Raw genomic sequence first — 22,904 nt, 5'->3', positions numbered from 1 at the left:
CGGCGGGCGCCTGGGCGGCAGGCGCGGCCGCGGCGGGCGCCGGAGCCGCCGGCTGGGCCGGCGCGGGTGTCGTGGAGGTGGTGCCCGCGGCCCCCGCGGCCGCGGTACCCGCCGGAGCCGAGGCGGCGGGCGCCCCCGGCTTGTAGTCGGCGAAGAAGTCCCACCAGGCTCGGTCTACCGAATTCGGGTCCTGGAGGTACTGCTGATAGATCTCGTCGACGAGCCACTCGTTCGGTCCGAACGCGGCTGCGGGATTCTTGCCCGCTTGGTCTGCGTCGGTCGAGATGCTCGAGTTACTGGGGGACTGTGGCGACACGGCGGCAACCGCCCTCTTCCGCTTCACAAGGTTATGGACAGCGGGAATAAAGGCTACGCCTCCAAGACCGCGAAGGTCAGGTCGGGCCGGTTCATCGTCGCGTAAGTCACACCGAAAACCGTGTTTCAGGGCTTGATATGGCGGGAAACAAGCGTGGTTGCGCTGTGAGAGGACGGAACCGGGCATGGCTCCGCCACGCCGGTGATCACCTCGCTCCGGTGCCCGGCGCGACATGCGCGGGGGTCGCACCTGATCACACGTGTCCGGCTGTGCGGACGGCCGCGCGGACCACAGATGGATCTTGAGGCTCCGGATCGAACTTTACGTCAACTTGGCACGGATGAAAGCCCCGGGAGAGTGACGATAATCCTGCAGCCCCGCTCGGATTCGGCCACGCCGATCCGGCCGCCGTGCAGATCCACCGCCCACCGCGCGATCGCCAGCCCCAGTCCGGTGCCGCCGTCGCTGCCCGGACCGTGCGGCCGCCGTACGGAGCCGCGGTTGAAGCGCTCGAAGACGCGGTGCCACTCCGAGCGCGGGATGCCGGGACCCTCGTCCAGGATCTCCAGCTCCAGCGACTCCGGCTGCGGCCCGCGCCGCGCCTTCACGGTCACCCGGCCGTGTGCCGGGCTGTGCTTGACCGCGTTGTCGATGAGGTTCGCCACGACCTGGTGGATGCGCTCCGGGTCGGCGTGCGCGGTCAGCTCGGGCGGGGAGACGTCGAGGTGCAGATGGACGTCGGTACGGGTGTGGTTCCCGGAGCCCGAGGTCATGCTCCCGCGCGCCCCGGCGACCATGTTGGCCTCCTTCAGCACGCCCGAGAGGTACGGCCACACCTCGAAACGGCGCTGCCGCAGGGGGACGACGCCGTTGTCGAGCCGGGACAGGTCGAGGAGGGTCTCGACCAGGCGCCCGAGGCGCTCGGTCTGCTTCAGCGCCGTGCGCATGGTCTCGGTGTCCGGCTCGGCGATGCCGTCGACGACGTTCTCCAGGACGGCCCGCAGGCCCGCGATGGGCGTGCGCAGCTCGTGCGAGACGTTCGCGACCAGCTCCTTGCGCTGGCGGTCCTGGGCCTCCAGCTCGTCGGCCATGACGTTGATCGTCTCGGCCAGGTCGCCCAGCTCGTCCCGGCGGTTCTCCCGCACCCGGCGCGTGTAGTCGCCCTGCGATATCGACCGGGCGACCGCGTTCATGTCGTCCAGCGGCGCGGTGAGCGAATGCGCCACGAACTGCGTTATCAACAGTGTGGCGATCATCGAGAAGACCGTGATGAAGCGCAGCTCCGTCTTGGTGTGCACCGCGACGATCGACAGACCGGTGGTGATCAGCACCGAGACGACGACGAGCGCGCCCAGCTTGGTCTTGATCGAGAACGGGCGTACGGCGCCCCAGGGCTCCTCCCCGGGGCCTCTCGGTCCGGCCGGCCCTCCGCTCATGGCGTCGGTGTCTCCAGGGCGTAGCCCACACCGTGCACGGTGCGGATCCGCTCGGCGCCGATCTTCCGGCGCAGCGCCTTGATGTGGCTGTCGACCGTGCGGGTGCCGGAGGCGTCCGCCCAGTCCCACACCTCGGCGAGCAGCTGCTCACGGGAGAGCACCGCGCGCGGGGTGTTCGCCAGGCACACCAGGAGGTCGAACTCGGTGGGGGTGAGGTGTACGTCCTCGCTGCGCACCCGGACCCGGCGCTGTGCGTGGTCGATCTCCAGCTCGCCGAGGCGCAGGATGCCCGAGCGGGGCGTGGAGGCCGCGATGGCCGCCCGCTCGACCCGCCGCAGCAGCACGTGCACCCGCGCCGCCAGCTCCCGCATGGAGAACGGCTTGGTCATGTAGTCGTCGGCGCCGACCCCGAGGCCGACCAGCATGTCGGTCTCGTCGTCCCGCGCGGTGAGCATCAGCACCGGCACCGGACGGGCGGCCTGCACGCGCCGGCAGACCTCCAGACCGTCGAAGCCGGGCAGCATGATGTCGAGGATCAGCAGGTCGGGCTGCCAGGCCTCGGCGGTGTCGACGGCCGCCGGACCATCGCCCGCCGTTTGCACGAGGAACCCCTCGGCGCGCAGGCGGGCCGCGATGGCGTCGACGATCGTGGGGTCGTCCTCGACGACCAGAACCCGGCGCTGGGCGCCCGGAGTCGCCGTCGCCGTGCCGTTGTGCGAGGTGTGTGTCTGCTCCATCGCCCGCCCCTGTGTGCTTTCCGGAACCAGTGGGGTGATCCCATGACTGCTGACTGCGATTGACGCTTGAATGATCCGCGTCAGGGATGCACATTACGGTGACAGGAGGCGCACTCGCTATCCAGGGCGGACGGCAAGGTGAACGACGTCCGGAACGCCCCGGGCAACCGGGATCTCTTCGGTACGCACCTGCTTGAACCCGGCATTCCGCAAGGTTTCTTCGAATTCGGCAGAGGGCTGCGCCGACCAGACGGCCAGTACCCCGCCCGGCCTCAACACCCTTGCGCAGCCCGCGAGTCCGGCCGGCGAGTAGAGCCCCTCGTTGCCCTTGTCGACGGTCCAGCCGGGGCCGTTGTCGATGTCCAGGCACAGCGCGTCGAACGTGTCCGATGTCTCATTGACGTAAGTGACGAGATCGCTCTGGACGATCCTTGTGCGCGGATCGGCGAACGCGCGGGCGGAGAGCGCCGAGAGCGGGCCGTCCCGGTGCCAGTCGACGACCGCCGCCTCCCGCTCCACGACCGTGATCCGCCCCCAGCGGGGGTCCTGTGCGGCATGGGCGAGCGAGAACCCGACGCCCAGCCCGCCGATCAGCACCGCCGGCTCGCTCCGCCCGTCCAGCGCCTGGTGGGCGGCGTCCACGAGCAACCGTTCCGAGCGTCCGTCGGAGGTGTCCATCAGGAAGCAGCCGTTGGCGATGATCTGCAGGAGTTCGCCGTGTCTGCGCAGCACCACCTCGCCGTACGGCCCGTCGCGCCGGTCCAGGACCACAGGGGAACCAGGGGAACCGACGTACGCGGAGGCCGCGGAGCTTGCGGAGGCTGAGCTGGTCATGGCGGCCATCCTGCCCCAACAGGGCTTTGCGGCCACACGAATTACGGGTGGCGGGCAGCCGCACGGGTGTCACCCGTTCGAGGGGCCGCCCGGCGCTTCGCGCCCGCGGGTGACCGGATGCGGCTCGTATGGTTCCTCCTGACCCCTCTTGGTTCTTCAGAAAATCCTGTGAATCGTCCCCCGGGTGGCCTCGGTCACAGACAGCGGCTCGCGGGACGGCGAAGGGTGGGGTGAAACGGAAGGAGCGCCTCACCGTGGAACGGACCGTGAGGGCCGCATCGACGCCCACGCCCGAGCCCCTTCCCGCCGGGGACGTCGCCGCCCTGCTCGACGGCGTACCGCGCCAGCGCGGCCCGGTCGCGGCACCCGCCCCGGAGACCGCCGGCCCCGCCCTCCGTCCGTACCCCTGGCGCCCGACGGCCCGGCGCCTGCTGCCCTGGCGGCTGCTCCCCACCCCCACCGGCACCCCGGTCACCTTCACCTACACGGCGATCCTGGCCCTCACCTCGCTCTTCGCGAGCTACGCGAGTCCCGGCCTGCTGCACACGCTCTACCAGGACTCCAGCACCGATGTCGCCCATCTGCTGCGCACCCCGGTCTTCGTCCTGCTGGCCAGCGCGGTGTGGATCGCGGGCGGGCTGCTGTCGCCGTTCGCGCTGGCCTTCGTGCTCGTCCTGACCGCGCTGGAGCGGCGGATAGGCGGTGCCCGCGCGATCCTCGTCTTCCTGACGGGCCACGTCCTGGCGACCCTCGCGACCGAGGTCCCGGTCGGCCTCGCGGTCCTGGCCGGCCACCTCCCCGACACCTCCCTGCACCGTCTCGACTACGGCATCAGCTTCGGCGTGGCCGCCAGCATCGGTGCGCTCTCCGGTCTCCTGGCCCCCTGGCTGCGCTGGCCGCTGCTCGCGCTGGTCGGCTACAGCCTCGTCACCGACCTCATCGCCTTCCAGGACCCGATGACCAACTGGGGCCACCTGATCGCGCTGGCCATCGGGACCGGGCTCTGGCCGGTGGTACGGCGCTGGCGGCGGGAGCGGGCCCCGGACCCGGCCCTCGCCGTCGCCGCCTGAACACCCAGGCGCGACGCACCGCCTGAACACTCACGCGCGCCGCGCCGCCGCCAGGCTCTTCGCCGACTCCGGGACGCCGAGGGCCGCTTCCTGTTCGGCCGTGGCGCCGTGCAGGCGGTTGGTGAGCTGGTACGGGTCGGCGGCCAGGTCGTAGAACTCGCGGAAGAGGACCGCGCCGTCGCCCTGCGTGGGCCGGCCCTGCCCGTCGAGGCGGGTGCGGTAGTACTCCGTGTACTGCGTGGACCTGCCGACGTGGGTGGCCCAGGTGTGGATCGGCTCCTGGTCCTGCCGGTTCCACCACCACTCGGCGAGGAGAAGGTCACGGTCGTTGCGGGTGTCGAGCAGCGAGTGGCCGTCGTGCGGGGTGTCCGGGGTGATGCCGGCCGCGTCCAGGAAGGTCGGGGCGATGTCGACATGGCCGGTGAGCCGGTCGTCGACGGTGCCCCTGCCCAGGCCGTGCGCCGGCCAGGACAGCCAGAACGGCACCTCCAGGCTCGGCCGGTACGGCACCGACTTGCGCAGCCAGCCGTGGTCCGCCCAGCACAGCCCGTGGTCGCTGGTGAACAGCACGAGCGTGTTCTCCAGCTGCCCCAGCGCGCGCAGCTTGTCCTGGAAGTCCCGCATCGCGTCGTCCACCGACAGCAGGGTGCGCAACTGGCGCCTGCGCAGCGCCTTTCCCTGGTCGTACGTGTGCTTCGCCGTGCGCAGGAACGGGGGCTTGTCGCTCTTGTCGCCCTCGTAGACGGAGGGCCGGCCCGGCCACTCCGGCACGCGCGCGTGCGCGTACTTCCGCTCCGGGATGTTGAGTTCGTGCGCGCTGCGGGTGGCGACGTACGCGAACCAGGGCCGGGTGTCGGTGCGCGACCCGTCGATGAAGGCGAGGGCGCGGTCCCTGATGACGTGGGTGTTGTAGCCGGGGATGTTCCGGACGGTGCCGTTGTCGTTGTAGTGGCCGTTGTAGTACGCCACCGGTTCCTGGAGGAGCCACTCGTCGAAGTGCGGCGGGTTGTCGCCGGTGTGCCAGTAGTTGAGGTACTTGCCGAACAGCCCGGTGCGGTAGCCGGCCTCGTGCAACTGCCGCTGCACGGTGGTGTGCTGGTCGAGGTGGTACGGGTGGCGGGTGTCGAGGACGCCGTGGTGGTGCGCGTACCGCCCCGACATGATCGAGGCCCGGGAGGGCGCGCAGAGCGGGGTGTTGGCATGCGCCCGCGCGAAGGTCACCCCCTGCCCGCCCAGCCAGTCGGCGGTACGGCGGATCGCCCAGTCCGTCTCCTTCGGCTGGTCGTCGGTGAGGACCAGGAGGATGTTCGGGCGCGGGTCGGTGCGGGGGAGGGGCGAGGCCGACGACGCCGGGGGCCGGCTCGCGGCGGGGGCGGCGGGGGCGGTGCGGGCGGGGGCGGGGGAGCCGGCCCCGTCGTCGTCCACGGCCCGCAGGGCCAACGGGACGGCGGCGCCGGCCGCGACGACGGCGGCGCCGGTGAGCACGGCACGTCGGCCGGGCCGGCCAGGCGCCGGCTGCTTGTCACCCATGTGTCCCCCCGAGCCCCGTTGTGCGCTGTTCGCTGTGAATCCGCTGGCAGTTTCGGCTTTTTTCCTGTGAGTTGCGTTGCGGTGGTGTAGCGATGCCCTTGCGGAGTCATGGCAGCGGCACCGGGGGAGGCCGAAGTGGCGGACGTGGTGGGGCAGATCGACCGGGCGCTGGCGGCGACCGGGCGGGTGGTCGAAGGGATCACGGCGGGGCAGTGGACGGCGCCGACGCCGTGTGCGGAGTGGGACGTGCGGACGGCCCTCAACCACACGGTGGGCGGGATGCGCATCTTCGCCGCCCAGTTGACCGGTACCGAGGCCGGGCGCGAGCACGAGGACGACTGGCTGGGGGACGACCCGCGGGCCGGCTACGCGACGGCCGCGGAGCTGGACCGGGCGGCCTGGCACCGGCCCGGCGTGCTGGACACGACCGTGCGGATCTCGCTGGGCGTGCTGCCCGGCCCCACCGCCGCGCTGATCCACCTGACCGAGGTGTGCGTCCACGGGGCGGACCTGGCGGTCGCGACCGGGCAGCGCGGGGTACTGGACGAGGAGCTGTGCGGGGAACTCCTGGCGACCATGCGGGCGATGCCGGGCTTCGACGCCTTCCGGACACCGGGGATGTTCGGCCCCGAGGTACCGGTACCCGCCGGGTCGCCAACACACGAGCGACTACTGGGGTTCCTGGGGCGGGAGCTGAGGTAGGGGGCCAGGTCTGTCGGCGTCACGTGCCGTGGTCGCGGCAGGTCGGTCGCCGGTCCCTTTTCTCTCCGCCGCGACGGTGCTCGACCCCGACGGCGTTGTCCGGCGGTGCCGGACCGGCCGGTGGGCGCCTGCGGGTCGGTGGGGGCTGGCCGCGGCCACGCGGCGGTAGCCGCATGTCACATACAGCCCCGCGCCCCTGGAGGGGCGCGCTTCAGCGGGCCGGGGTCCAGACGTACGGGGTCGTTGTCGTCACTGCCGTGAAGCCCAGTCGCTTGAGGATCGGGGCGCTGTCGTCCGAGGCCTCCACGAGGAGGTAGGGCGCGTTCCGGGCCGCCGCGCGGGTCGCCCGGAGGGCCACCAGCGCGCGGTAGATGCCCTTGCCGCGCCACTCGGCCAGCGTTGAGCCGCCCAGCAGCATGGCGAAGTCCGTGCCGGGCGGGAAGGCCACCCAGGCCGCCGACACGACCTCCCCGGCCGCCTCGGCGACATAGATCTCGGTGCCGTCCGGGTCCACCGCGAGCCGGCCCCTCAGGTACCCGGCGATCCACGCCATGTCCTCGCCCCACACCGCGGTCTCCAGCGCGGCGATCCGGTCCAGGTCGGCGTCGGCGGTGACCCGGCGCAGCGTCACGCCCGGGGGGAGGGCAGGGGCGGCCACGGCCAGTTCCTCGACCAGGGCGATCACGACCGTCTCCGGCGGCTCGGGCACGAAGCCCGCCGCGCGCAGCCGGTCGGGGAGGTCCGCCGGCTCGTCGTGCCCGCGCGTCTTCCACTCCACCGCCTCGCCGCGCGCCGCGAAGAAGTCCCGCTGCCGGGCGATCAGCGCGTTCAGCTCGGGGCCGCGGACACCGCCCCAGTCGCGCGGCCCGGTCACGAAGCCGCGGTGCTGGCCCACGACCCGGAGGACGGGACCGTCGTGCTCGTAGGTGATCCCGGGCGCGGGGACGGGCTGGACGGCGCGCATCTGGGCGTCGTAGGCGGCCAGCAGGGCCGCGGTGAGGTCGGTGTCGGTCACCGGCCGACCGTACGGGGAATGCGCCCGTGCCGATCAACTGTTTTTACGGGCGTGGACCTTGGCTGCTTTCTCCGTCGTACGCCCCGTACGACCTGGTCAGCAGCCGATCGCTGACAGCGAACGCACCCCTGGGAACATTCGGTGGCTCACGTGCATTGAGTCGGCATAACTCAAGTTGACTGCCGAAGGGGAGATCATGGCTTCGACGTCCGCATCACTCACCCTCCCTGTGCTGCCTCTCGACGGCGAGGTCGTGCTGCCCGGGATGGTGGTCCCGCTGGACCTGAAGGACCCTGATGTACGCGCCGCCGTGGAGGCTGCGCAGGCCGCCGCCCGCACCGAACCCGGCAAGCCCAAGGTGCTGCTGGTGCCGCGTGTCGACGGGACCTACCCGGGCACCGGTGTGCTCGGCACTGTGGAACAGGTCGGCCGCCTGGCCGACGGCGACCCGGGCGCGCTGATCCGCGGCCGCTACCGGGTGCGCATCGGCGCCGGCACCACCGGCCCGGGTGCCGCCCTGTGGGTGGAGGGCACCCGCATCGACGAGAACGTCCCGGACCCGGTGCCCGGTCATGTCACCGAACTGGTCAAGGAGTACAAGGCCCTCGCCACCGCCTGGCTGCGCAAGCGCGGCGCCTGGCAGGTCGTGGACCGCGTGCAGGCCATCGACGACGTGTCCCAGCTCGCCGACAACTCCGGTTACTCGCCCTTCCTGACCACCGAGCAGAAGATCGAACTCCTGGAGACCACCGACGCGGTCGCCCGCCTCAAGCTGGCCACCCAGCAGCTCCGCGACCACCTCGCCGAGCAGGACGTGGCCGAGACCATCGCCAAGGACGTCCAGGAGGGCGTCGACAAGCAGCAGCGCGAGTTCCTGCTCCGCCGCCAGCTGGAGGCGGTCCGCAAGGAGCTGCGCGAGCTGAACGGCGACGCCGCGAAGGACGGCGAGGAGTCCGACGACTACCGCGCCCGCGTGGAGGCCGCCGACCTGCCCGAGAAGGTCCGCGAGGCCGCGCTCAAGGAGGTCGACAAGCTGGAGCGGTCCAGTGACCAGTCGCCCGAGGGCTCGTGGATCCGCACCTGGCTGGACACGGTGCTCGAACTGCCGTGGAACGAGCGGACCCAGGACGCGTACGACATCCAGGGCGCCAAGGCGATCCTGGACGCCGAGCACGCCGGCCTGGAGGACGTGAAGGAGCGGATCACCGAGTACCTGGCGGTGCGCAAGCGCCGTAACGACCGGGGGCTCGGGGTCATCGGCGGCCGCCGTGGCGGTGCCGTCCTCGCCCTCGTCGGCCCGCCCGGCGTCGGCAAGACCTCGCTCGGCGAGTCGGTCGCGCACGCCATGGGCCGCAAGTTCGTCCGGGTCGCCCTCGGCGGTGTCCGGGACGAGGCCGAGATCCGCGGCCACCGCCGTACCTACGTCGGCGCGCTGCCCGGCCGGATCGTGCGGGCCATCAAGGAGGCCGGTTCGATGAACCCGGTCGTCCTGCTCGACGAGATCGACAAGGTGGGCTCCGACTTCCGCGGCGACCCGGCCGCGGCCCTGCTCGAAGTCCTGGACCCGGCGCAGAACCACACCTTCCGCGACCACTACCTGGAAGTCGAACTCGACCTGTCCGACGTCGTCTTCCTCGCCACCGCCAACGTCCTGGAGGCGATCCCGGAGGCCCTGCTCGACCGTATGGAGCTGGTCCGCCTGGACGGCTACACCGAGGACGAGAAGGTCGTCATCGCCCGTGACCACCTGCTCCCGCGCCAGCTGGACCGGGCCGGTCTCGGCAAGGACGAGGTGATCCTCGACGAGAGCGCGCTGCGCAAGCTCGCCGGCGAGTACACCCGTGAGGCGGGCGTCCGCACCCTGGAGCGCTCGATCGCCCGGCTGCTCCGCAAGGTGGCCGCGCAGCACGAACTGGGCGACCGGGAGCTGCCGTTCACCATCAGGGACGAGGACCTGCGCGCCCTGATCGGCCGCCCGCACCACGTGCCCGAGTCCGCGCAGGACCCGGCCGAGCGCCGCACGGCGGTCCCGGGTGTCGCCACCGGCCTCGCGGTCACCGGCGCCGGCGGCGACGTCCTCTTCGTCGAGGCGTCCCTCGCCGACCCGGAGACGGGCGCGGCGGGTCTGACCCTCACCGGTCAGCTGGGCGACGTGATGAAGGAGTCGGCGCAGATCGCCCTGTCCTTCCTCCGCTCGCACGGCGCCGAACTGGAGCTTCCGGTCGGCGACCTGAAGGAGCGGGGCGTGCACATCCACTTCCCGGCGGGCGCGGTGCCGAAGGACGGCCCGAGCGCCGGCGTCACCATGACGACGGCCCTCGCGTCGCTGCTCTCCGGCCGGCTGGTCCGCACGGACGTGGCGATGACCGGCGAGGTCTCGCTGACCGGCCGGGTGCTGCCCATCGGCGGCGTGAAGCAGAAGCTGCTCGCCGCCCAGCGCGCCGGGGTGACGACCGTCATCATCCCGAAGCGCAACGAGGCCGACCTGGACGACGTCCCGGCCGAGGTGCTGGACAAGCTCGACGTCCACGCCGTGACCGACGTCCGGCAGGTCCTGGAGCTGGCGCTCGCGCCCGCCACGAACGGCGCGGCGCCGGAGGTTCCGGTAGCGGCGTGACGGACGCTGCCGGATGCAGAAGGCCCGGATCCCCGCGAGGGGGCCCGGGCCTTCGCCCTGTGTGCCGTCATTCGTCCGCGGCGCCGTCGTGGCTGGTCGCGCCCACGCGGCGGAGCCGCACATTGATACAGCCCCGCGCCCCTTCGGGGCGCTCCGGAACCGCCTACCCGTTGGCGAAGGCGACCACCCGGTCCAGGGCCCCGTTGAACTTGTCGTGGTCACCGACCGTCGGTCCGGTCGACGTGTACTGCCACATCGTGTACGCCGACCAGCCGGCCGGCAGTGTGCCCACGTCCGAGGCGTACCGGGCGACCCACAGCGGGTTGCTGGCGCCGAAACCGCTGTAGTTGCCGGTGCAGTCCTTCCACCAGCTGGTCGCCGTGTAGATGACCGCGGCCCGGCCCGTCCGGGCCTTGTACCGGTTCAGGAAGTCGGTGATCCAGGTGACCATCCCGCTCGCGGATTTGCCGTAGCACGCTGCGCCGTACGGGTTCCACTCGATGTCCAGGACGCCGGGGAGGGTCTGGCCGTCCTTGGACCAGTTGCCGCCGTGGTCGACGAAGTAGTCGGCCTGGGCGGCGCCGCCCGTGGTGTCCGGGGTCGCGAAGTGGTAGGCGCCGCGGACCATGCCGACGTCGTAGGAGCCGTTGTACTGCTGGGTGAAGTAGGGGTTCGTGTAGTACGTGCCTTCCGTGGCCTTGGTGTACGCCCATCTGACCCCGCTGCTCAGCAGGGTCGACCAGGCCACGTCGCCCTGGTAGCTGGCGACGTCGACACCCTCGGTCTGGGTGGCGAGGCCGGTCTTGGGCGTGCCGCTCTGGCCGTCGTGGGCCAGGACGCCCATGCCCATGTACGCCGAGCCGCGGACCGGGACGGCAGGGCCGGACGCGTCGGCGTGGGCCTCGGCGTGGGCGGAGGTCGGGGAGAGCGCCGCCAGCAGCAGCGCGAGCAGGGCGGTGAGGAGTGTGGGGGCGGGTCTGTGCACGGGCATGACGTGCCTCCGTGGGGTGAGGTGAAGATCCCAGGTATGCCAGAGGCGGTCCGTCTACGCGGCGCGACACGACGCGGTGTCACACGGCGTGACCCCATCTGCTGGCGTGGGCATGTCGGCAATGGCCTTGGTGTGGACGCCACGCACGTGGCGGACCCCCTGGGAAGGGGGTCCGGAGGCTGCCCTTGGTCTGAGCCTGCGGAATACTTGGCGAGCTGCGGCGATGACGGGGCTTGACGGAAACTTTCAGGACTGCGAAACCGATCAGGGGTGCTGACGTGCACGAGGACGAACAGGGCGACGAACGGGGCGACGCCACCGGGTTGACGCCGAGTGGTGCGGACCAGGAGTTCCTGGCCCTGGAGCGCGAGTTGACGGTGCTGCTGCGCCGCGCCCGGGCCAGTCAGGGCGAGATGGCCAGGGAGGTCCACCCCGACCTGGAGTCCGCCGCGTACGGACTGCTCGTGCGGCTCGACGAGTGCGGCGGCCAGCGCGCCACCGAACTGGCCGCCTACATCGGCGTCGGCAAGGCCACCATGTCCCGCCAGCTGCGCGCCCTGGAGGAGCTGGGCCTGATCGCCCGGGAGCCCGACCCGGCCGACGGGCGGGCCTGGCTGGTCGCCCTCACCGACGAGGGCCGGCGTCGGGTCGGCACGGTCCGCGAGGCCCGCCGCGGCCGCTACGTCCGCCAGCTCGCCCACTGGCCCCGCCTGGAGGTCGCGGAACTGGCCCGGCTGCTCCACCAGTTGAACGGCGTCATGGAGAAGTAGCCGTCACGCCGCCACCGGGAGCCTCACAGCTCGACGTACACCACCGTCGCGTCGTCGTGCGTCTTGCTCCGCCGCAGGAACACCCGCTCCTCCCGGTCGGCCGCCTCCAGCTCCCGCACCCGGTCGACCAGTGCCCGCGCCCCCTCCTTGCGGACGACGCCGAGAAGGGCCGTCCAGTCGCCCTCGCGGAACTTCTCCGTCCAGCGGGTCGCCCCGTCCGTGAGGGCGGCCAGTGCGCGGACCTCGGCGCGGGGCACGGTCCCGGTGACCGCGCGGGCGGCCACCGAGGGGTCGGCGGCGGCCGTGAAGAAGCCGCCCTCCCTGTTGCGGACCGTGGCGTCGGCGATCGCGTCCGAGGCCAGTGAGGCGCGGGGCACGCGGTCGAGCCGGTCGTCCAGGACCGGGGTGACCGTGCCGTCGGGGGACCTCAGGAGCAGCGCGGAGTCCGACAGGACCAGGAACTCCACGGTCTCCTCGGACCAGCGGCTCAGCACGACCGTCGCCTGGGGTGTGCGCGGGTGAGAAAGGTCACAGGTGCCACCGTGTGCGGCGGCTGTGCGATCGATCGCCCGTTCGAGGATCTCTCGCAGCGTCAGATCTCCTCGCGAAACGGTCAGTTCGGTCAGCGCGCCGCCCAGCCGCGCGGTGAACCAGGGGACGGAATGCAGACACCCGGTGCCGTCCCGCGGTGGGGTGACCCCGTCCAGGACGATCACACAACCCCCCTGCCCCGAGGCGGGAAGCCCGACACCGGCGAAGTCCTCGTTGGGGCGCTCGGGGGTGCCGGGTTCCGAAACGACTTCAGTACGCATTCAGCCAGTCTGCACGACCCCTGCACAGGCTTCACCAAAGGCTGGCAACGACCTTGGAACTGACGCGGTTCCGCAGGTCAGCCGCCTGTTTTGGGGTGGAATGGCGTACTCCGGGAAGCTGCGGTGGCGAATCCTGCCAAAGCCTGCCGTCCGCGTCCAACCGGCCAGCCGGAAAAGGACCCCGCACGGTCCGCCGGAACTTGCCCGCCAACTCCCCTCCGATGTTCACTCCTTCGGGTGGCGGGTGGGTCGATGTGAGTCCACTGCCCACCGGCGCTGGGAGGGTCGGGGACCGTACGAATCGGGTGCGCGCACCACTGGGCACCGAAATGCCGGGGATTATGACGGGGTGCCACCCAGCCCCTTGGGTAACACGAGTTCAGGAATGCGAGCACCGGTGCAGAAGACGCGGCCTCGGCGCACAGGCAAGACGACGGCCTCCGAAACGGGCGCCGCGGCCCCCGTAGGCACCGGCCGCCCCAAGCACGTCCGCACCCGGCTGATCCTGGCCGTGGCCGTGGTCGCCGCCGCGATCGCGGGGGCCGGAGCGCCCGCCCTGCTCACCGCCTCCGGGCAGCTGAGCGACTCCCAGGACCTGGTGACCCTGGCCGGCCGAACCCAGGACGCGCTGGCCCTCGCCAACTCGCTGGCCGACGAGCGCGACGACGTCACCTCCTACATCGCGGCGGGCCGCCCCAAGTCCAAGGCGCCCTCGGAGGACCGCAGCGCCCGTGTCGACCGCCAGGTCGAGGACCTGCGCGCGGACACCGACGCCCCCGGCTGGCTGCGTACCGACCTCGACGGCATCGCCGCCGTCCGCCGCGCGGCGCTCACCGGCAAGAGCACGGCCCTCGAAACCCACGAGGCGTACTCGGGGACCATCACCGAACTGCACCGGCTCGCCGAGGAACTGGCCGAGCAGATGCCCCCGAGGGCCGGCTCGGGCGCCTACGCGCTCGCCGAACTGGACTCCGCCGTCCAGCAGTCCGCGGCGGCCCGGGGCCTCCTGCTCGCCGCCCTGAACATCCCGAGCACCACCCAGACCACGATCGACCCGCTCACCGGTCTGCCCACCACCAGCACCACCACCTCGGCCGCCGACAAGAAGCAGCGCGACGCGCTCACCGCCGCCGCCCAGCAGGCCAGGCTGCGCGCCGACGCGGCCCTCGCCGACTTCCGCGACACCGCGCCCAAGGCGGCGGTCGACTCGTACGACTCCACGGTCACCGGCAACGACGTCAACAACGCGGACAAGTACCTGGCCGCCCTCACCGACCAGCCGACCCTCTCCGACGACGACCTCGGCACCGGCACCAAGAAGCTGGACGCGGCGCTGTCCGCCCGGGTCGAGCTGATGCGGGGCGTGGAGTCGGCCCTCTACGACCACCGCACCAAGGACCTCGCGGGGCTCCGCGACGACGACGTCACCGCGCTGGAGATCCGGGTCGCGGTGCTCGGCGCCCTGATGCTGGTCGCGGTCGGCATCGCCACGGCCATGGCCCGCACCCTCACCCGCCCCCTCTCCGTGCTCCGCCGGGGCTCGGGCCGCCTGGCCGAGGCCGAGGACCCGCGCACCGCGGAACCGATCGCCTTCACCGGCCGCAACGACGAGTTCGCCCAGGTCGTCCGCTCCGTCAACGCCCTGCACGCGCACGCCGCCGAGCTCTACGACCGCATCGCCACCCTGGAGACCGACCGCAAGCACCTGGTCGGCCAGCGCCAGAAGATGGCCGACGCCCGCGAGGAACTGCGCGCCGAAGTCACCGACGCCGCCGACCAGCTGGAGCGGCTGCGCACCAGCATCGGCTCCACCTTCGTCAACCTCGCACTGCGCACGCTCGGCCTGGTCGAACGCCAGCTGGCGGTGATCGAGACCCTGGAGGAGCGCGAACAGGACCCCGACCGCCTGTCGACCCTCTTCAAGCTCGACCACTTCGCCACGGTCATGCGCCGCCACAGCGAGAACCTCCTGGTCCTCGCCGGCACCGAACACGTCCAGCAGCACGCGGGCCCGATCCCGCTGGTGGACGTCGTCCGGGCGGCGGTCAGCGAGATCGAGCGCTACGAGCGGGTCCGGATCGCCTCCCTTCCCCCGCACGTGCATGTGGCCGGTTTCTCGGCCGACGACCTCTCGCACCTCCTCGCCGAACTGATGGAGAACGCCACCGCGTCCTCCCCGCCCGACGTCCCCGTCGAGGTCTCCGGCTGGCTGCTGGAGAGCGGCGAGGTCATGCTCTCCGTCCAGGACGAGGGCATCGGCATGACCGCCGACCGCATGGTCCGCCTCAACGGCCGCCTGGCCGACTTCGACCCCGAGTCGCCGTACGACCAGGAGGGCGAGGAAGGTCTCGGCCTCGGTCTCTACGTGGTGGCCCGGCTGGCCCACCGGCACGGCGTCCGCGTCCAGCTGCGCGAGCAGAAGCAGGGCGGGGTGGCGGCGGTCGTGGTCCTGCCCCAGCCGCTGCTGGCCCAGGCCCCGCCGACGGCGGTCCCCTCGGCCACGACGACCCCGGCCGGCGCCCACGCCTACTCCCTCCCCGGCGCGGACGCGGAGGTCAACTCCAACGTCCTGTACGGCCGCTCCACGTCCGGCGACCTTCTGGTGACGCTGGCGGAGAAGGCGGTACGGGAGGCGGACGAGCAGGGTTCGGCCGTGCGGGGGGCCGACGAAGAGGCGGTGCCGCAGGTACGGCGGGCCGACGAGGACGCCGTGCACGAACAGGCGGCCCCGCCGAAGGCGGCGGCCCCCGAGCCGACGGCCCGCCCGAAGGCACCGGCGGAGACGTTCGCCGAGACGACGATGGAACTGCTGGTCCCGCTGGAGCCGGAGACGGGTGCGGGTGCGGCCGGGGAGCGGGTGCATCCGGCCGACGCCGGTGCTCCCGCCCGCCCGCTGCCCGCGGCCGCCGACGGCGAGTACGCCCCGCCGGGGCCACCCGCACCCGACCACGAGAGCCGCACGGGTGATGCGGGTGGGAACGAAACCGCCGAAGGCGAAGCCGAGGACGACGACGAGGTCACCAGCAAGGGCCTTCCCAAGCGCACCCCGAAGATCACCGCTCCCGCCCCACCGCCCCGCCAGCGCAGCACCGGCGTCGACGCGGATGCCCTCCGCCGCAGGCTCGGCGGCTTCCGCCGGGGCGCCGACGCCGGCCGGCGTGACGTCGAGGCGGAGATCGCCGAGCAGACGGGGCAGAACAAGGTGCCGAGCACCGTACGAGCCGTACCCGGAACAGCCGTATCCGAGGAAGCCACGGGGGGCACTGTCGAGGAGGCAAGCAGTTGACCGCGCCCAGTACCTTCGGACTGAGCAGTGAGGCTCGTAACCTGCACTGGCTGCTGAGCAACCTCATCGAGGAGGTGCCCGGTATCCAGTCGGTCGCCGTGGTCTCCTCGGACGGACTGCTCCTGCTCTCCTCGGACCCCGGCCAGAACGAAGCGGCCCGCGAGGCCAGGAACGAGAAACGGAAGGGCCCGCGCGGCTCCGCCGCCGACCTCGCCACCATCGTCTCCGGCATCGGCAGCCTCACCGTCGGCACCGCCAAGCTGATGGACTTCGGCCCGGTCAAGCACACGATGGTCGCGATGGACGAGGGCAGCCTCTTCGTGATGTCGATCAGCGACGGCTCGCTGCTGGGTGTGCACGGCAGCGCGGAGTGCGACATGAGCGTGGTGGCATATCACATGGCACTGTTCGTCGGCCGCGCCGGCCACGTCCTCACCCCCGAACTCCGCACCGAGCTACGCCAGTCCCTGGAGGCCGACGCGCCGAGGAGTGGCCGATGAGCAACGCGCCGAAGAACCGCAGGCAGAACCTCCCGGTACGCGGCGGCGACCGCAAACCCGCCCGCGTCCGCCCCTACTCGCTCACCGGCGGCCGTACCCGCTTCGGCCACGTCCTGCTGGTCGAGACCTTCGTGGCCGCCCTTGAGGCCCCGGAGGAGCGCAAGGAACTGACGAATGGTTCCCTCAACACCCGGGTGATGCCGGAGATGCGGGCCATCGTCGAACTGTGCCGCCGCATGCGCACGGTGGCCGAGATCGCCGCGCTGCTGAAGATGCCGCTCGGCGTGGTCCGGGTCCTGCTCAGTGACCTCGCGGACCAGGGAAAGATCCGTGTGTACGGCACCGGGACCGGTCACGGCGCCGGCCGCCCGGACCGCGCTCTGCTGGAAAGGGTGCTGAGTGGACTACGCCGTCTCTGACGCCACCGGCGTCAACCCGCTCCTCGACGGGGAGGAGCACATACGGTCCTGGCAGACGGACCGCAGCCGGGCCCCCATCGCCACGAAGATAGTCGTGGCCGGCGGCTTCGGCGTCGGCAAGACCACGCTGGTCACCGCCGTCTCGGAGATCACGCCCCTGCAGACCGAGGCGCTGATGACCGAGGCGAGCGAGGAGACCGACGACCTCACCGCCACGCCCGGCAAGACGACCACCACCGTGGCCATGGACTTCGGCCGCATCACGCTCGACGACGACCTGGTGCTCTACCTGTTCGGCACGCCGGGCCAGCAGCGGTTCTGGTTCATGTGGGACGACCTGGTGCGCGGCGCGATCGGCGCCGTCGTCCTCGCGGACACCCGGCGCCTGAAGGACTGCTTCCCGGCGCTGGACTACTTCGAGAGCTGCGGACTGCCGTACGTCGTCGCGGTCAACCACTTCGACGGCAGCGAGCGCTTCGAACCCGAGGACGTGCGCGAGGCATTGACGATCCCTCCGCACATACCTGTAATGATCATGGACGCCCGCCGCCGGATCTCGGCCATCGAGACACTGCTGTCCCTGGTCGCCCACGCGCTGGACGAAACGCCCGAGTAGATCTTCTGAACCCTTAGGAGCCACCACCGCATGCGGAAGATACTCGTCGTGGGGGCCGGCCAGGCCGGTCTCCAGCTCGCCCTCGGCCTCCAGTCGCACGGCTACGAGGTCACCCTGATGTCGAACCGGACCGCGGACGAGATCCGCTCCGGCCGGGTCATGTCGACGCAGTGCATGTTCCACACGGCACTGCAGCACGAGCGCGATCTCCAGCTGAACTTCTGGGAGTCCCAGGCCCCGAAGATCGAAGGACTCGGCGTCTCGGTCGCCGCCCCCGGCTCCTGGGGCGAGGGCCCCGCGGCCCGCGCGATCGACTGGGTGGGCAAGCTCGACGGGTACGCGCAGTCGGTCGACCAGCGGGTGAAGATGGCCGGCTGGATGGAGACGTTCGCGCAGCGCGGCGGCCAGCTGGTCATCCACGGCGCGGCGGTCGGCGACCTCGACTACTTCGCCCGCACGTACGACCTGGTGCTGGTCTCGGCCGGCAAGGGCGAGCTGGTGTCGATGTTCGGCCGCGACGCCTCTCGCTCCCCCTACACCGAGCCGCAGCGGGCCCTGGCCGTCTCCTACGTGCACGGCCTCGGCCCCCGCCCCGAGCACCCGGACTACTACGCGGTCCGCTGCAACCTGGTCCCCGGTGTCGGCGAGCTCTTCGTCATGCCGACCCTGACCACCTCGGGACCCGCCGACATCCTCTTCTGGGAGGGCATACCCGGCGGCCCGCTGGACGTCTTCAACGGCGTCAAGGACCCCTCGGAGCACCTCTCCCTGACCCTGGAACTCATGGAGCGGTACACGCCCTGGGAGCACGCGCGGGCCACCAAGGTCGAACTGACCGACGCCGGCGGCACCCTCGCCGGCCGTTACGCCCCTACCGTCCGCAACCCGATCGGCCGCCTCCCCGGCGGCGGCCTGGTCCTCGGCGTCGCGGACGTCGTCGTGGCCAACGACCCGATCACGGGCCAGGGCTCCAACTCCGCCGCCAAGTGCGCCGCCTCCTACCTCGCCTCGATCCTCGAACAGGGTGAGCAGGAGTTCGACGAGACCTGGATGCAGGAGACGTTCGACCGCTACTGGAACACGGCCCAGCACGTCACCAAGTGGACGAACGCCATGCTGGCGCCCCCGCCGGAGCACATCCTCAACCTGATCGGCGCCGCGGGCCAGCTCCAGCCGGCCGCCGACCGCTTCGCCAACGGCTTCAACGACCCCTCCGACTACGAGAACTTCTTCTACGAGCCGGAGAAGACGGCCGCCTATCTGGCCTCGGTCGCCGGAGCCTGACGGGTTTCCGACCCGGGCTCCGACTGCCGTTCCCGCGATGCGAACCATGCGTGCGACGGTCGTCGAGGGTCGCTCGGCTGTTCGGCAGGGTCGGCATCGTATCCTCATCCGCACCAGACCCGAGGCGGAGGCATCCGCACAGCGATGAGCACCGATCCCGTGGGTCTGCTGGACGTGCTGATCATCTACGAGCGTCCCTCGGCGCACCGGGTGGTCTGCCACGCCCGCAGCGTCAGTCTGGAGCGGGGGGTCTTCCTCGGCGATGCGGTGCTCCCGGCGGACAGCCCGCCGGGAGCCCTGATTTCCCCGGCCCGGGTGGTCCGTATGCACCGGGAGCCGTTCTGGGAGTTCACCGAGTTGACCGCCGCCTGGAGTGCTGTCGTCGAGCTCGAGGGCCCGGACCTGTCCTGGGTGCAGCTCGACGTGAAGCTCCGGGCGGTCCCGTCGGCAGCCGGTACGGAGCGGGGGCAGGCGGGCTGAGTACCGCCTTCGGCTGAGCTGTGACCCGGTCCCCGCGCGATCCGTGAAGCCGCCGGGGCTGCCCGGGCCCGGCAGGCGGAACGAGGGCGCCCCCGGCCGGAACCGGCCGGTGCCAGGACCGTCCCGGTCCGGACCGTCCGACCAGCCACAACCCCTCCGTACCCGGGCGACTACGCTGCTCCCATGACCCCGCAGGCCGCCACCCCCGCCTATCGCAGGCTGTCCGTCGAGGAGCGGCGCAGCCAGCTGCTCGACGCGGCCCTCTCCCTCTTCGCGCACCGCGCGCCCGAGGACGTCTCGCTCGACGACGTGGCGGAGGCGGCCGGGGTCTCCCGCCCTCTGGTGTACCGCTACTTCCCCGGCGGCAAGCAGCAGCTCTACGAGGCCGCCCTCAGGTCGGCCGCCGAGGAACTCGAGCACTGCTTCGACGAACCCCGTGAGGGCCCCCTCCTGCCCCGTCTCGCCCGCGCCCTCGACCGCTACCTCGCCTTCGTCGACCAGCACGACGCCGGCTTCAGCGCCCTGCTCCAGGGCGGCAGCGTGGTCGAGACCTCGCGGACGACGGCGATCGTGGACGGCGTACGGCGGGCCGCTGCGCAGCACATTCTCAGCCACCTGGCCATCGCCGACCCGGGCCCCCGGCTGCGGATGACCGTCCGGATGTGGATCACCGCCGTCGAGGCGGCCTCCCTCATCTGGCTCGACGAGGACAAGCAGCCGCCCCTCGACGAGCTGCGGGACTGGCTGGTCGACCAGTTCGTCGCCGTACTCAGCGTCACCGCGCGCCGTGACCCGCAGACCGCCGCCCTCGTCGACGCCCTCGCGGCGGATGGCTGAAACTGGTGCCGTGAAGAGTCAGGACACCCCCTTCGAGGGCGGCCCCATGGACGGGCGGGTGCTCCCCGTGCTGCTCGGTATGACGGGCCACCCCCCGAAGACGTACCGCATCCCGGTCCCGGACCCGGCCGGCGGACCGCCCACGGTCCTGGTCTACCGCCGTGTGCCCCGCGGGCAGAGCAAGCGCCTCGGGCTGTCCCAGGGCTGGAAGTACGAGTACGACCCGACGGGCAGGGGCGGCGGGACGGGCGGCGGCAAGCCGAGGTGGCCGTGGTCGAAGCCGGAACCGGCCCCCGCACCGGACGTAACGCCGCCCGGTGGGCCGGACGACACCGACGGGTGACATGACTACGCCGAATCGCGCACATTCACCGCGCGGACCACGCATACACGTCTGATTATCACGTGATCATCGCGATGTGGAACGGAGAGACCGTCCCGCATCGGAGGTGATGACGTGCCAGGAAGGTTCCTGCGTCTGGCCTGTACGGCCGCGGTGGCGGCGGCCCAGGCCGTACTCACGCCCCTGCCCGCACTCGCCGCACCCGACCCCGGGCGGCCGGTCGCCGAGCTGCTGACGGACCTTCAGCAGGCGTACCGGCAGGCCGAACAGGCCACCGAGACCTACAACGCGGCCGAGGAACGGCTGAACCGGCAGCGCACCGAGGTGACCCGGCTGGACGGCGAGCTCGCCGAGGCCCGGCTCTCCCTGCACAGCAGCAAGGACGAGGCGGGCCGGCTGGCCCGGCAGCAGTACCAGAACGCCACCGGGATCTCCCCGTACCTCCGCCTGCTCCTCGCCCGAGACCCGCAGCACGCGCTCGACGAGGGCCATGTCATCGGCGAACTGGCGCGCGGGCGGGCGAAGACGGTGGGCCGGCTGGCCGACGACGAGCGGAGACAGTCCGCCCTGACCCGCCGGGCCCGCGAGGCACTCGACACCCGACTCGCCCTCGCCGCGGAGCAGAAGAAGCAGCGTGACGAGGTACGGGCCCGCCTCTCCGACGTGGAGCGCATGCTGGCCGCCCTCACCCCCGACCAACTCACCGCCCTGGCGGACCTGGAGCGGACCGAGACGGCGGACGCCCAGCGGAGCCTCACCACGTCCGGCGCCCTGAGCGCCACCACGCCGCCCCCCTCCCCGGAAGGCGACCGCGCGGTGCGCTACGCGGTGCGGCAGCTGGGGAAGCCGTACCAGTGGGGCGCGGCGGGACCGGCGTCGTACGACTGCTCGGGCCTGACCTCACAGGCCTGGGACCACGCCGGCAAGCCCATCCCGAGAACCAGCCAGGAACAGTGGGCCGACCTGCCCCACGTCCCCCTGAACAGCCTCCGCCCCGGCGACCTGGTCGTCTACTTCCCCGAGGCCACCCACGTAGCCCTCTACCTGGGCAACGGCAAGGTGGTCCAGGCCCCCCGCCCCGGCGCGAAGATCAAGGTCTCCCCGATCGCCGCCAACCCGATCCTGGGCGCGGTGCGGCCAGATCCGAAGGCCGGGTCGCTGGCTCATTACACGCCCCCTGCGCTGCCGAAGACAGCGATGGACGGCCCGGACGAGAGCTTCGGGACCTTGCAGCCGACCACACCCACATCGACCTAGGGGCGCGGGGCTGTATCCGATATGCGGCTCCGCCGCGTGGGCGCGACAAGCCCCCACCGGCCCGCACCCGACCCTCAAGCCAGCAGCCCCGAGCTCCTCCACAACCGCCGCCCAGCCCCCCGAAGAACCCCGATGTCATCCAGAAAGTCGGTCAGCCGCTTGGCGCCCGTCTGCATGACCTCCCGCCGATGCCCGCTCGCCCGCACCTGCGCCACGGCCTCCCGCCGGTCCAGCCCCACGTTCGTGTAGACCTCCGGATTGACGAAGGCGACCGAGAACACCCGCGCGAACTCACCGGAGGTGACCCGCGTGAACTCCTGCGACCACCGCGGCGCCGTCACCATCTGCCGGCGCAGCTCCTCGCGGGCGTACCGCACATGCCGGGCCTCCTCGACCACATGGATCCGGGTGACCCCGCGGACCAGCGGCTGGACCCGCTCGTCGGGGAAGGTCAGCCGCTGCATCCAGTCCAGGACCTCCTCGCCGAGCAGGGTGGCAGTGAAGGAACCGGGGGTCGTGGAGATCGTCTTGAAGAGGCGGCCCAGGTTCTGGTGGGCCCGGCTCACCGGGTACCAGGGCGCGTCACCGCGCGCTATCAGCCGCGCGAACATCTTCGAGTGCCGGCACTCGTCCTCGATCTCGGTCAGCGCGTAGCGCACATGCGCACTCGTCGCCGCCTTGTCGTAGATGTGCCGGACCAGCAGCTGCATCAGGATCAGCTCGAACCAGATGCCCAGCGAGGCCAGTGCGGCGGCCTCGTGCTGCGACAGCAGCAACCGCTGCTCCTCGCTCATCCGCTGCCACATCGGGGTCCCGTAGAGCGACACCAGCTCCGGCGGCCAGAACCACTTGCCCTCCTCGAAGGGCGCGTCCCAGTCCAGCTCCTTGTCCGGGTCGAAGGAGTGCTTCGCGGAGGAGACGAGCAGCCGTTCGGCCACCTGCTCGCGGTCCTTGAGCAGGCCGAGCGCGTCCCGCAGTCCGTCGACCGCGTCGGCTTCCGTCAGGGTCGTCATGGCTCCCTCACCTCGTTACCCGGGGGTATGTCGTCGTCC

Annotated in this window: 22 protein-coding genes; 13 read left to right on the top strand and 9 right to left on the bottom strand. The window is 71.7% G+C overall.

Annotated elements, in window-relative coordinates:
• The 4 genes from KVT45_RS50550 to KVT45_RS50535 all read right to left on the bottom strand — a co-directional run.
• Window positions 1-316 (bottom strand): hypothetical protein (locus KVT45_RS50550; RefSeq protein ID WP_217561090.1); only part of this gene is annotated, 316 nt, incomplete at its 3' end.
• A gap of 326 nt (window positions 317-642) precedes the next feature.
• Window positions 643-1,752 carry a HAMP domain-containing sensor histidine kinase gene (locus tag KVT45_RS50545; RefSeq protein ID WP_217561088.1) on the bottom strand — a complete coding sequence of 370 codons (1,110 nt, stop codon included), beginning with the start codon at window positions 1,750-1,752 and terminating at the stop codon, window positions 643-645.
• Window positions 1,749-2,489, bottom strand: coding sequence for a response regulator transcription factor (locus KVT45_RS50540; protein ID WP_089098810.1), 741 nt, complete (start codon window positions 2,487-2,489; stop codon window positions 1,749-1,751). Before KVT45_RS50540 ends, KVT45_RS50545 begins: the two co-directional genes overlap by 4 nt.
• A gap of 117 nt (window positions 2,490-2,606) precedes the next feature.
• Window positions 2,607-3,323 (bottom strand): spermidine synthase, encoded by a 717-nt coding sequence (locus KVT45_RS50535; protein WP_217561086.1) that lies wholly within the window; start codon window positions 3,321-3,323, stop codon window positions 2,607-2,609.
• A gap of 254 nt (window positions 3,324-3,577) precedes the next feature.
• Between KVT45_RS50535 and KVT45_RS50530 the strand changes: the two genes are divergently transcribed.
• Window positions 3,578-4,393: a rhomboid-like protein gene (locus tag KVT45_RS50530; RefSeq protein WP_217561084.1), complete on the top strand. Its 816-nt coding sequence runs from the start codon at window positions 3,578-3,580 to the stop codon at window positions 4,391-4,393.
• Window positions 4,394-4,423: 30 nt separating this feature from the next.
• On the opposite strand, the gene KVT45_RS50525 is transcribed toward KVT45_RS50530, so the two are convergent.
• A complete protein-coding gene (locus KVT45_RS50525; RefSeq protein ID WP_217561082.1) occupies window positions 4,424-5,923 on the bottom strand; it encodes a sulfatase in 1,500 nt (499 codons plus the stop codon).
• A 108-nt stretch (window positions 5,924-6,031) separates the two neighbouring features.
• Here KVT45_RS50525 and KVT45_RS50520 point away from each other — a divergent pair, with 108 nt between their 5' ends.
• Entirely contained in the window at window positions 6,032-6,625 is a 594-nt protein-coding gene (locus KVT45_RS50520) for a TIGR03086 family metal-binding protein (RefSeq protein ID WP_217561080.1), read from the top strand.
• A 211-nt stretch (window positions 6,626-6,836) separates the two neighbouring features.
• Here the strand turns inward: KVT45_RS50520 and KVT45_RS50515 are convergent, their stop codons facing one another.
• Complete coding sequence (locus KVT45_RS50515) at window positions 6,837-7,589, bottom strand: GNAT family N-acetyltransferase (RefSeq protein WP_217561094.1); 753 nt, start codon at window positions 7,587-7,589, stop codon at window positions 6,837-6,839.
• A gap of 247 nt (window positions 7,590-7,836) precedes the next feature.
• Between KVT45_RS50515 and lon the strand changes: the two genes are divergently transcribed.
• Window positions 7,837-10,257 carry an endopeptidase La gene (gene lon / locus KVT45_RS50510; RefSeq protein WP_217561078.1) on the top strand — a complete coding sequence of 807 codons (2,421 nt, stop codon included), beginning with the start codon at window positions 7,837-7,839 and terminating at the stop codon, window positions 10,255-10,257.
• 163 nt (window positions 10,258-10,420) lie between these two features.
• Here the strand turns inward: lon and KVT45_RS50505 are convergent, their stop codons facing one another.
• Window positions 10,421-11,248, bottom strand: coding sequence for a lysozyme (locus KVT45_RS50505; RefSeq protein ID WP_217561076.1), 828 nt, complete (start codon window positions 11,246-11,248; stop codon window positions 10,421-10,423).
• A 278-nt stretch (window positions 11,249-11,526) separates the two neighbouring features.
• On the opposite strand from KVT45_RS50505, the gene KVT45_RS50500 reads away from it, so the two are divergent.
• Window positions 11,527-12,018 carry a MarR family transcriptional regulator gene (locus KVT45_RS50500; RefSeq protein ID WP_217561074.1) on the top strand — a complete coding sequence of 164 codons (492 nt, stop codon included), beginning with the start codon at window positions 11,527-11,529 and terminating at the stop codon, window positions 12,016-12,018.
• 23 nt (window positions 12,019-12,041) lie between these two features.
• Here the strand turns inward: KVT45_RS50500 and KVT45_RS50495 are convergent, their stop codons facing one another.
• Window positions 12,042-12,830 (bottom strand): protein phosphatase 2C domain-containing protein, encoded by a 789-nt coding sequence (locus tag KVT45_RS50495; protein WP_217561072.1) that lies wholly within the window; start codon window positions 12,828-12,830, stop codon window positions 12,042-12,044.
• A 397-nt stretch (window positions 12,831-13,227) separates the two neighbouring features.
• Here KVT45_RS50495 and KVT45_RS50490 point away from each other — a divergent pair, with 397 nt between their 5' ends.
• The 9 genes from KVT45_RS50490 to KVT45_RS50450 all read left to right on the top strand — a co-directional run bounded on the left by KVT45_RS50490 (window position 13,228) and on the right by KVT45_RS50450 (window position 21,852).
• Window positions 13,228-16,116: a nitrate- and nitrite sensing domain-containing protein gene (locus KVT45_RS50490; RefSeq protein WP_308311124.1), complete on the top strand. Its 2,889-nt coding sequence runs from the start codon at window positions 13,228-13,230 to the stop codon at window positions 16,114-16,116.
• Window positions 16,113-16,616 (top strand): roadblock/LC7 domain-containing protein, encoded by a 504-nt coding sequence (locus KVT45_RS50485; RefSeq protein ID WP_089098801.1) that lies wholly within the window; start codon window positions 16,113-16,115, stop codon window positions 16,614-16,616. The genes KVT45_RS50490 and KVT45_RS50485 overlap by 4 nt, the downstream gene beginning before the upstream one ends.
• The gene (locus KVT45_RS50480) at window positions 16,613-17,035 is read left to right on the top strand and encodes a DUF742 domain-containing protein (RefSeq protein ID WP_217561068.1); all 423 of its coding nucleotides are present in this window, start codon (window positions 16,613-16,615) and stop codon (window positions 17,033-17,035) included. Before KVT45_RS50485 ends, KVT45_RS50480 begins: the two co-directional genes overlap by 4 nt.
• Complete coding sequence (locus tag KVT45_RS50475; RefSeq protein ID WP_089098799.1) at window positions 17,016-17,651, top strand: ATP/GTP-binding protein; 636 nt, start codon at window positions 17,016-17,018, stop codon at window positions 17,649-17,651. The genes KVT45_RS50480 and KVT45_RS50475 overlap by 20 nt, the downstream gene beginning before the upstream one ends.
• A 30-nt stretch (window positions 17,652-17,681) precedes the next feature.
• Window positions 17,682-18,935: a styrene monooxygenase/indole monooxygenase family protein gene (locus KVT45_RS50470; protein ID WP_217561066.1), complete on the top strand. Its 1,254-nt coding sequence runs from the start codon at window positions 17,682-17,684 to the stop codon at window positions 18,933-18,935.
• A gap of 144 nt (window positions 18,936-19,079) precedes the next feature.
• Window positions 19,080-19,415 (top strand): hypothetical protein, encoded by a 336-nt coding sequence (locus KVT45_RS50465; RefSeq protein ID WP_217561064.1) that lies wholly within the window; start codon window positions 19,080-19,082, stop codon window positions 19,413-19,415.
• Window positions 19,416-19,598: 183 nt separating this feature from the next.
• Window positions 19,599-20,252, top strand: a complete 654-nt coding sequence (locus KVT45_RS50460) for a TetR/AcrR family transcriptional regulator (RefSeq protein WP_217561062.1) — start codon at window positions 19,599-19,601, stop codon at window positions 20,250-20,252.
• Between the two features lie 10 nt (window positions 20,253-20,262).
• Window positions 20,263-20,595 carry a hypothetical protein gene (locus KVT45_RS50455; RefSeq protein ID WP_217561061.1) on the top strand — a complete coding sequence of 111 codons (333 nt, stop codon included), beginning with the start codon at window positions 20,263-20,265 and terminating at the stop codon, window positions 20,593-20,595.
• A gap of 114 nt (window positions 20,596-20,709) precedes the next feature.
• Entirely contained in the window at window positions 20,710-21,852 is a 1,143-nt protein-coding gene (locus tag KVT45_RS50450; protein ID WP_217561059.1) for a C40 family peptidase, read from the top strand.
• Between the two features lie 74 nt (window positions 21,853-21,926).
• Here KVT45_RS50450 and KVT45_RS50445 read toward each other — a convergent pair whose 3' ends face one another.
• Window positions 21,927-22,865: a diiron oxygenase gene (locus KVT45_RS50445; protein WP_217561057.1), complete on the bottom strand. Its 939-nt coding sequence runs from the start codon at window positions 22,863-22,865 to the stop codon at window positions 21,927-21,929.
• Between the last annotated feature and the right edge of the window lie 39 nt (window positions 22,866-22,904).

Source organism: Streptomyces sp. GbtcB6 (assembly GCF_019091475.1).
GTDB classification, from domain to species: domain Bacteria; phylum Actinomycetota; class Actinomycetes; order Streptomycetales; family Streptomycetaceae; genus Streptomyces; species Streptomyces hyaluromycini.
Note: the sequence above shows the minus strand (reverse complement) of the source record. Positions and strands in the feature narration are given on the sequence as shown.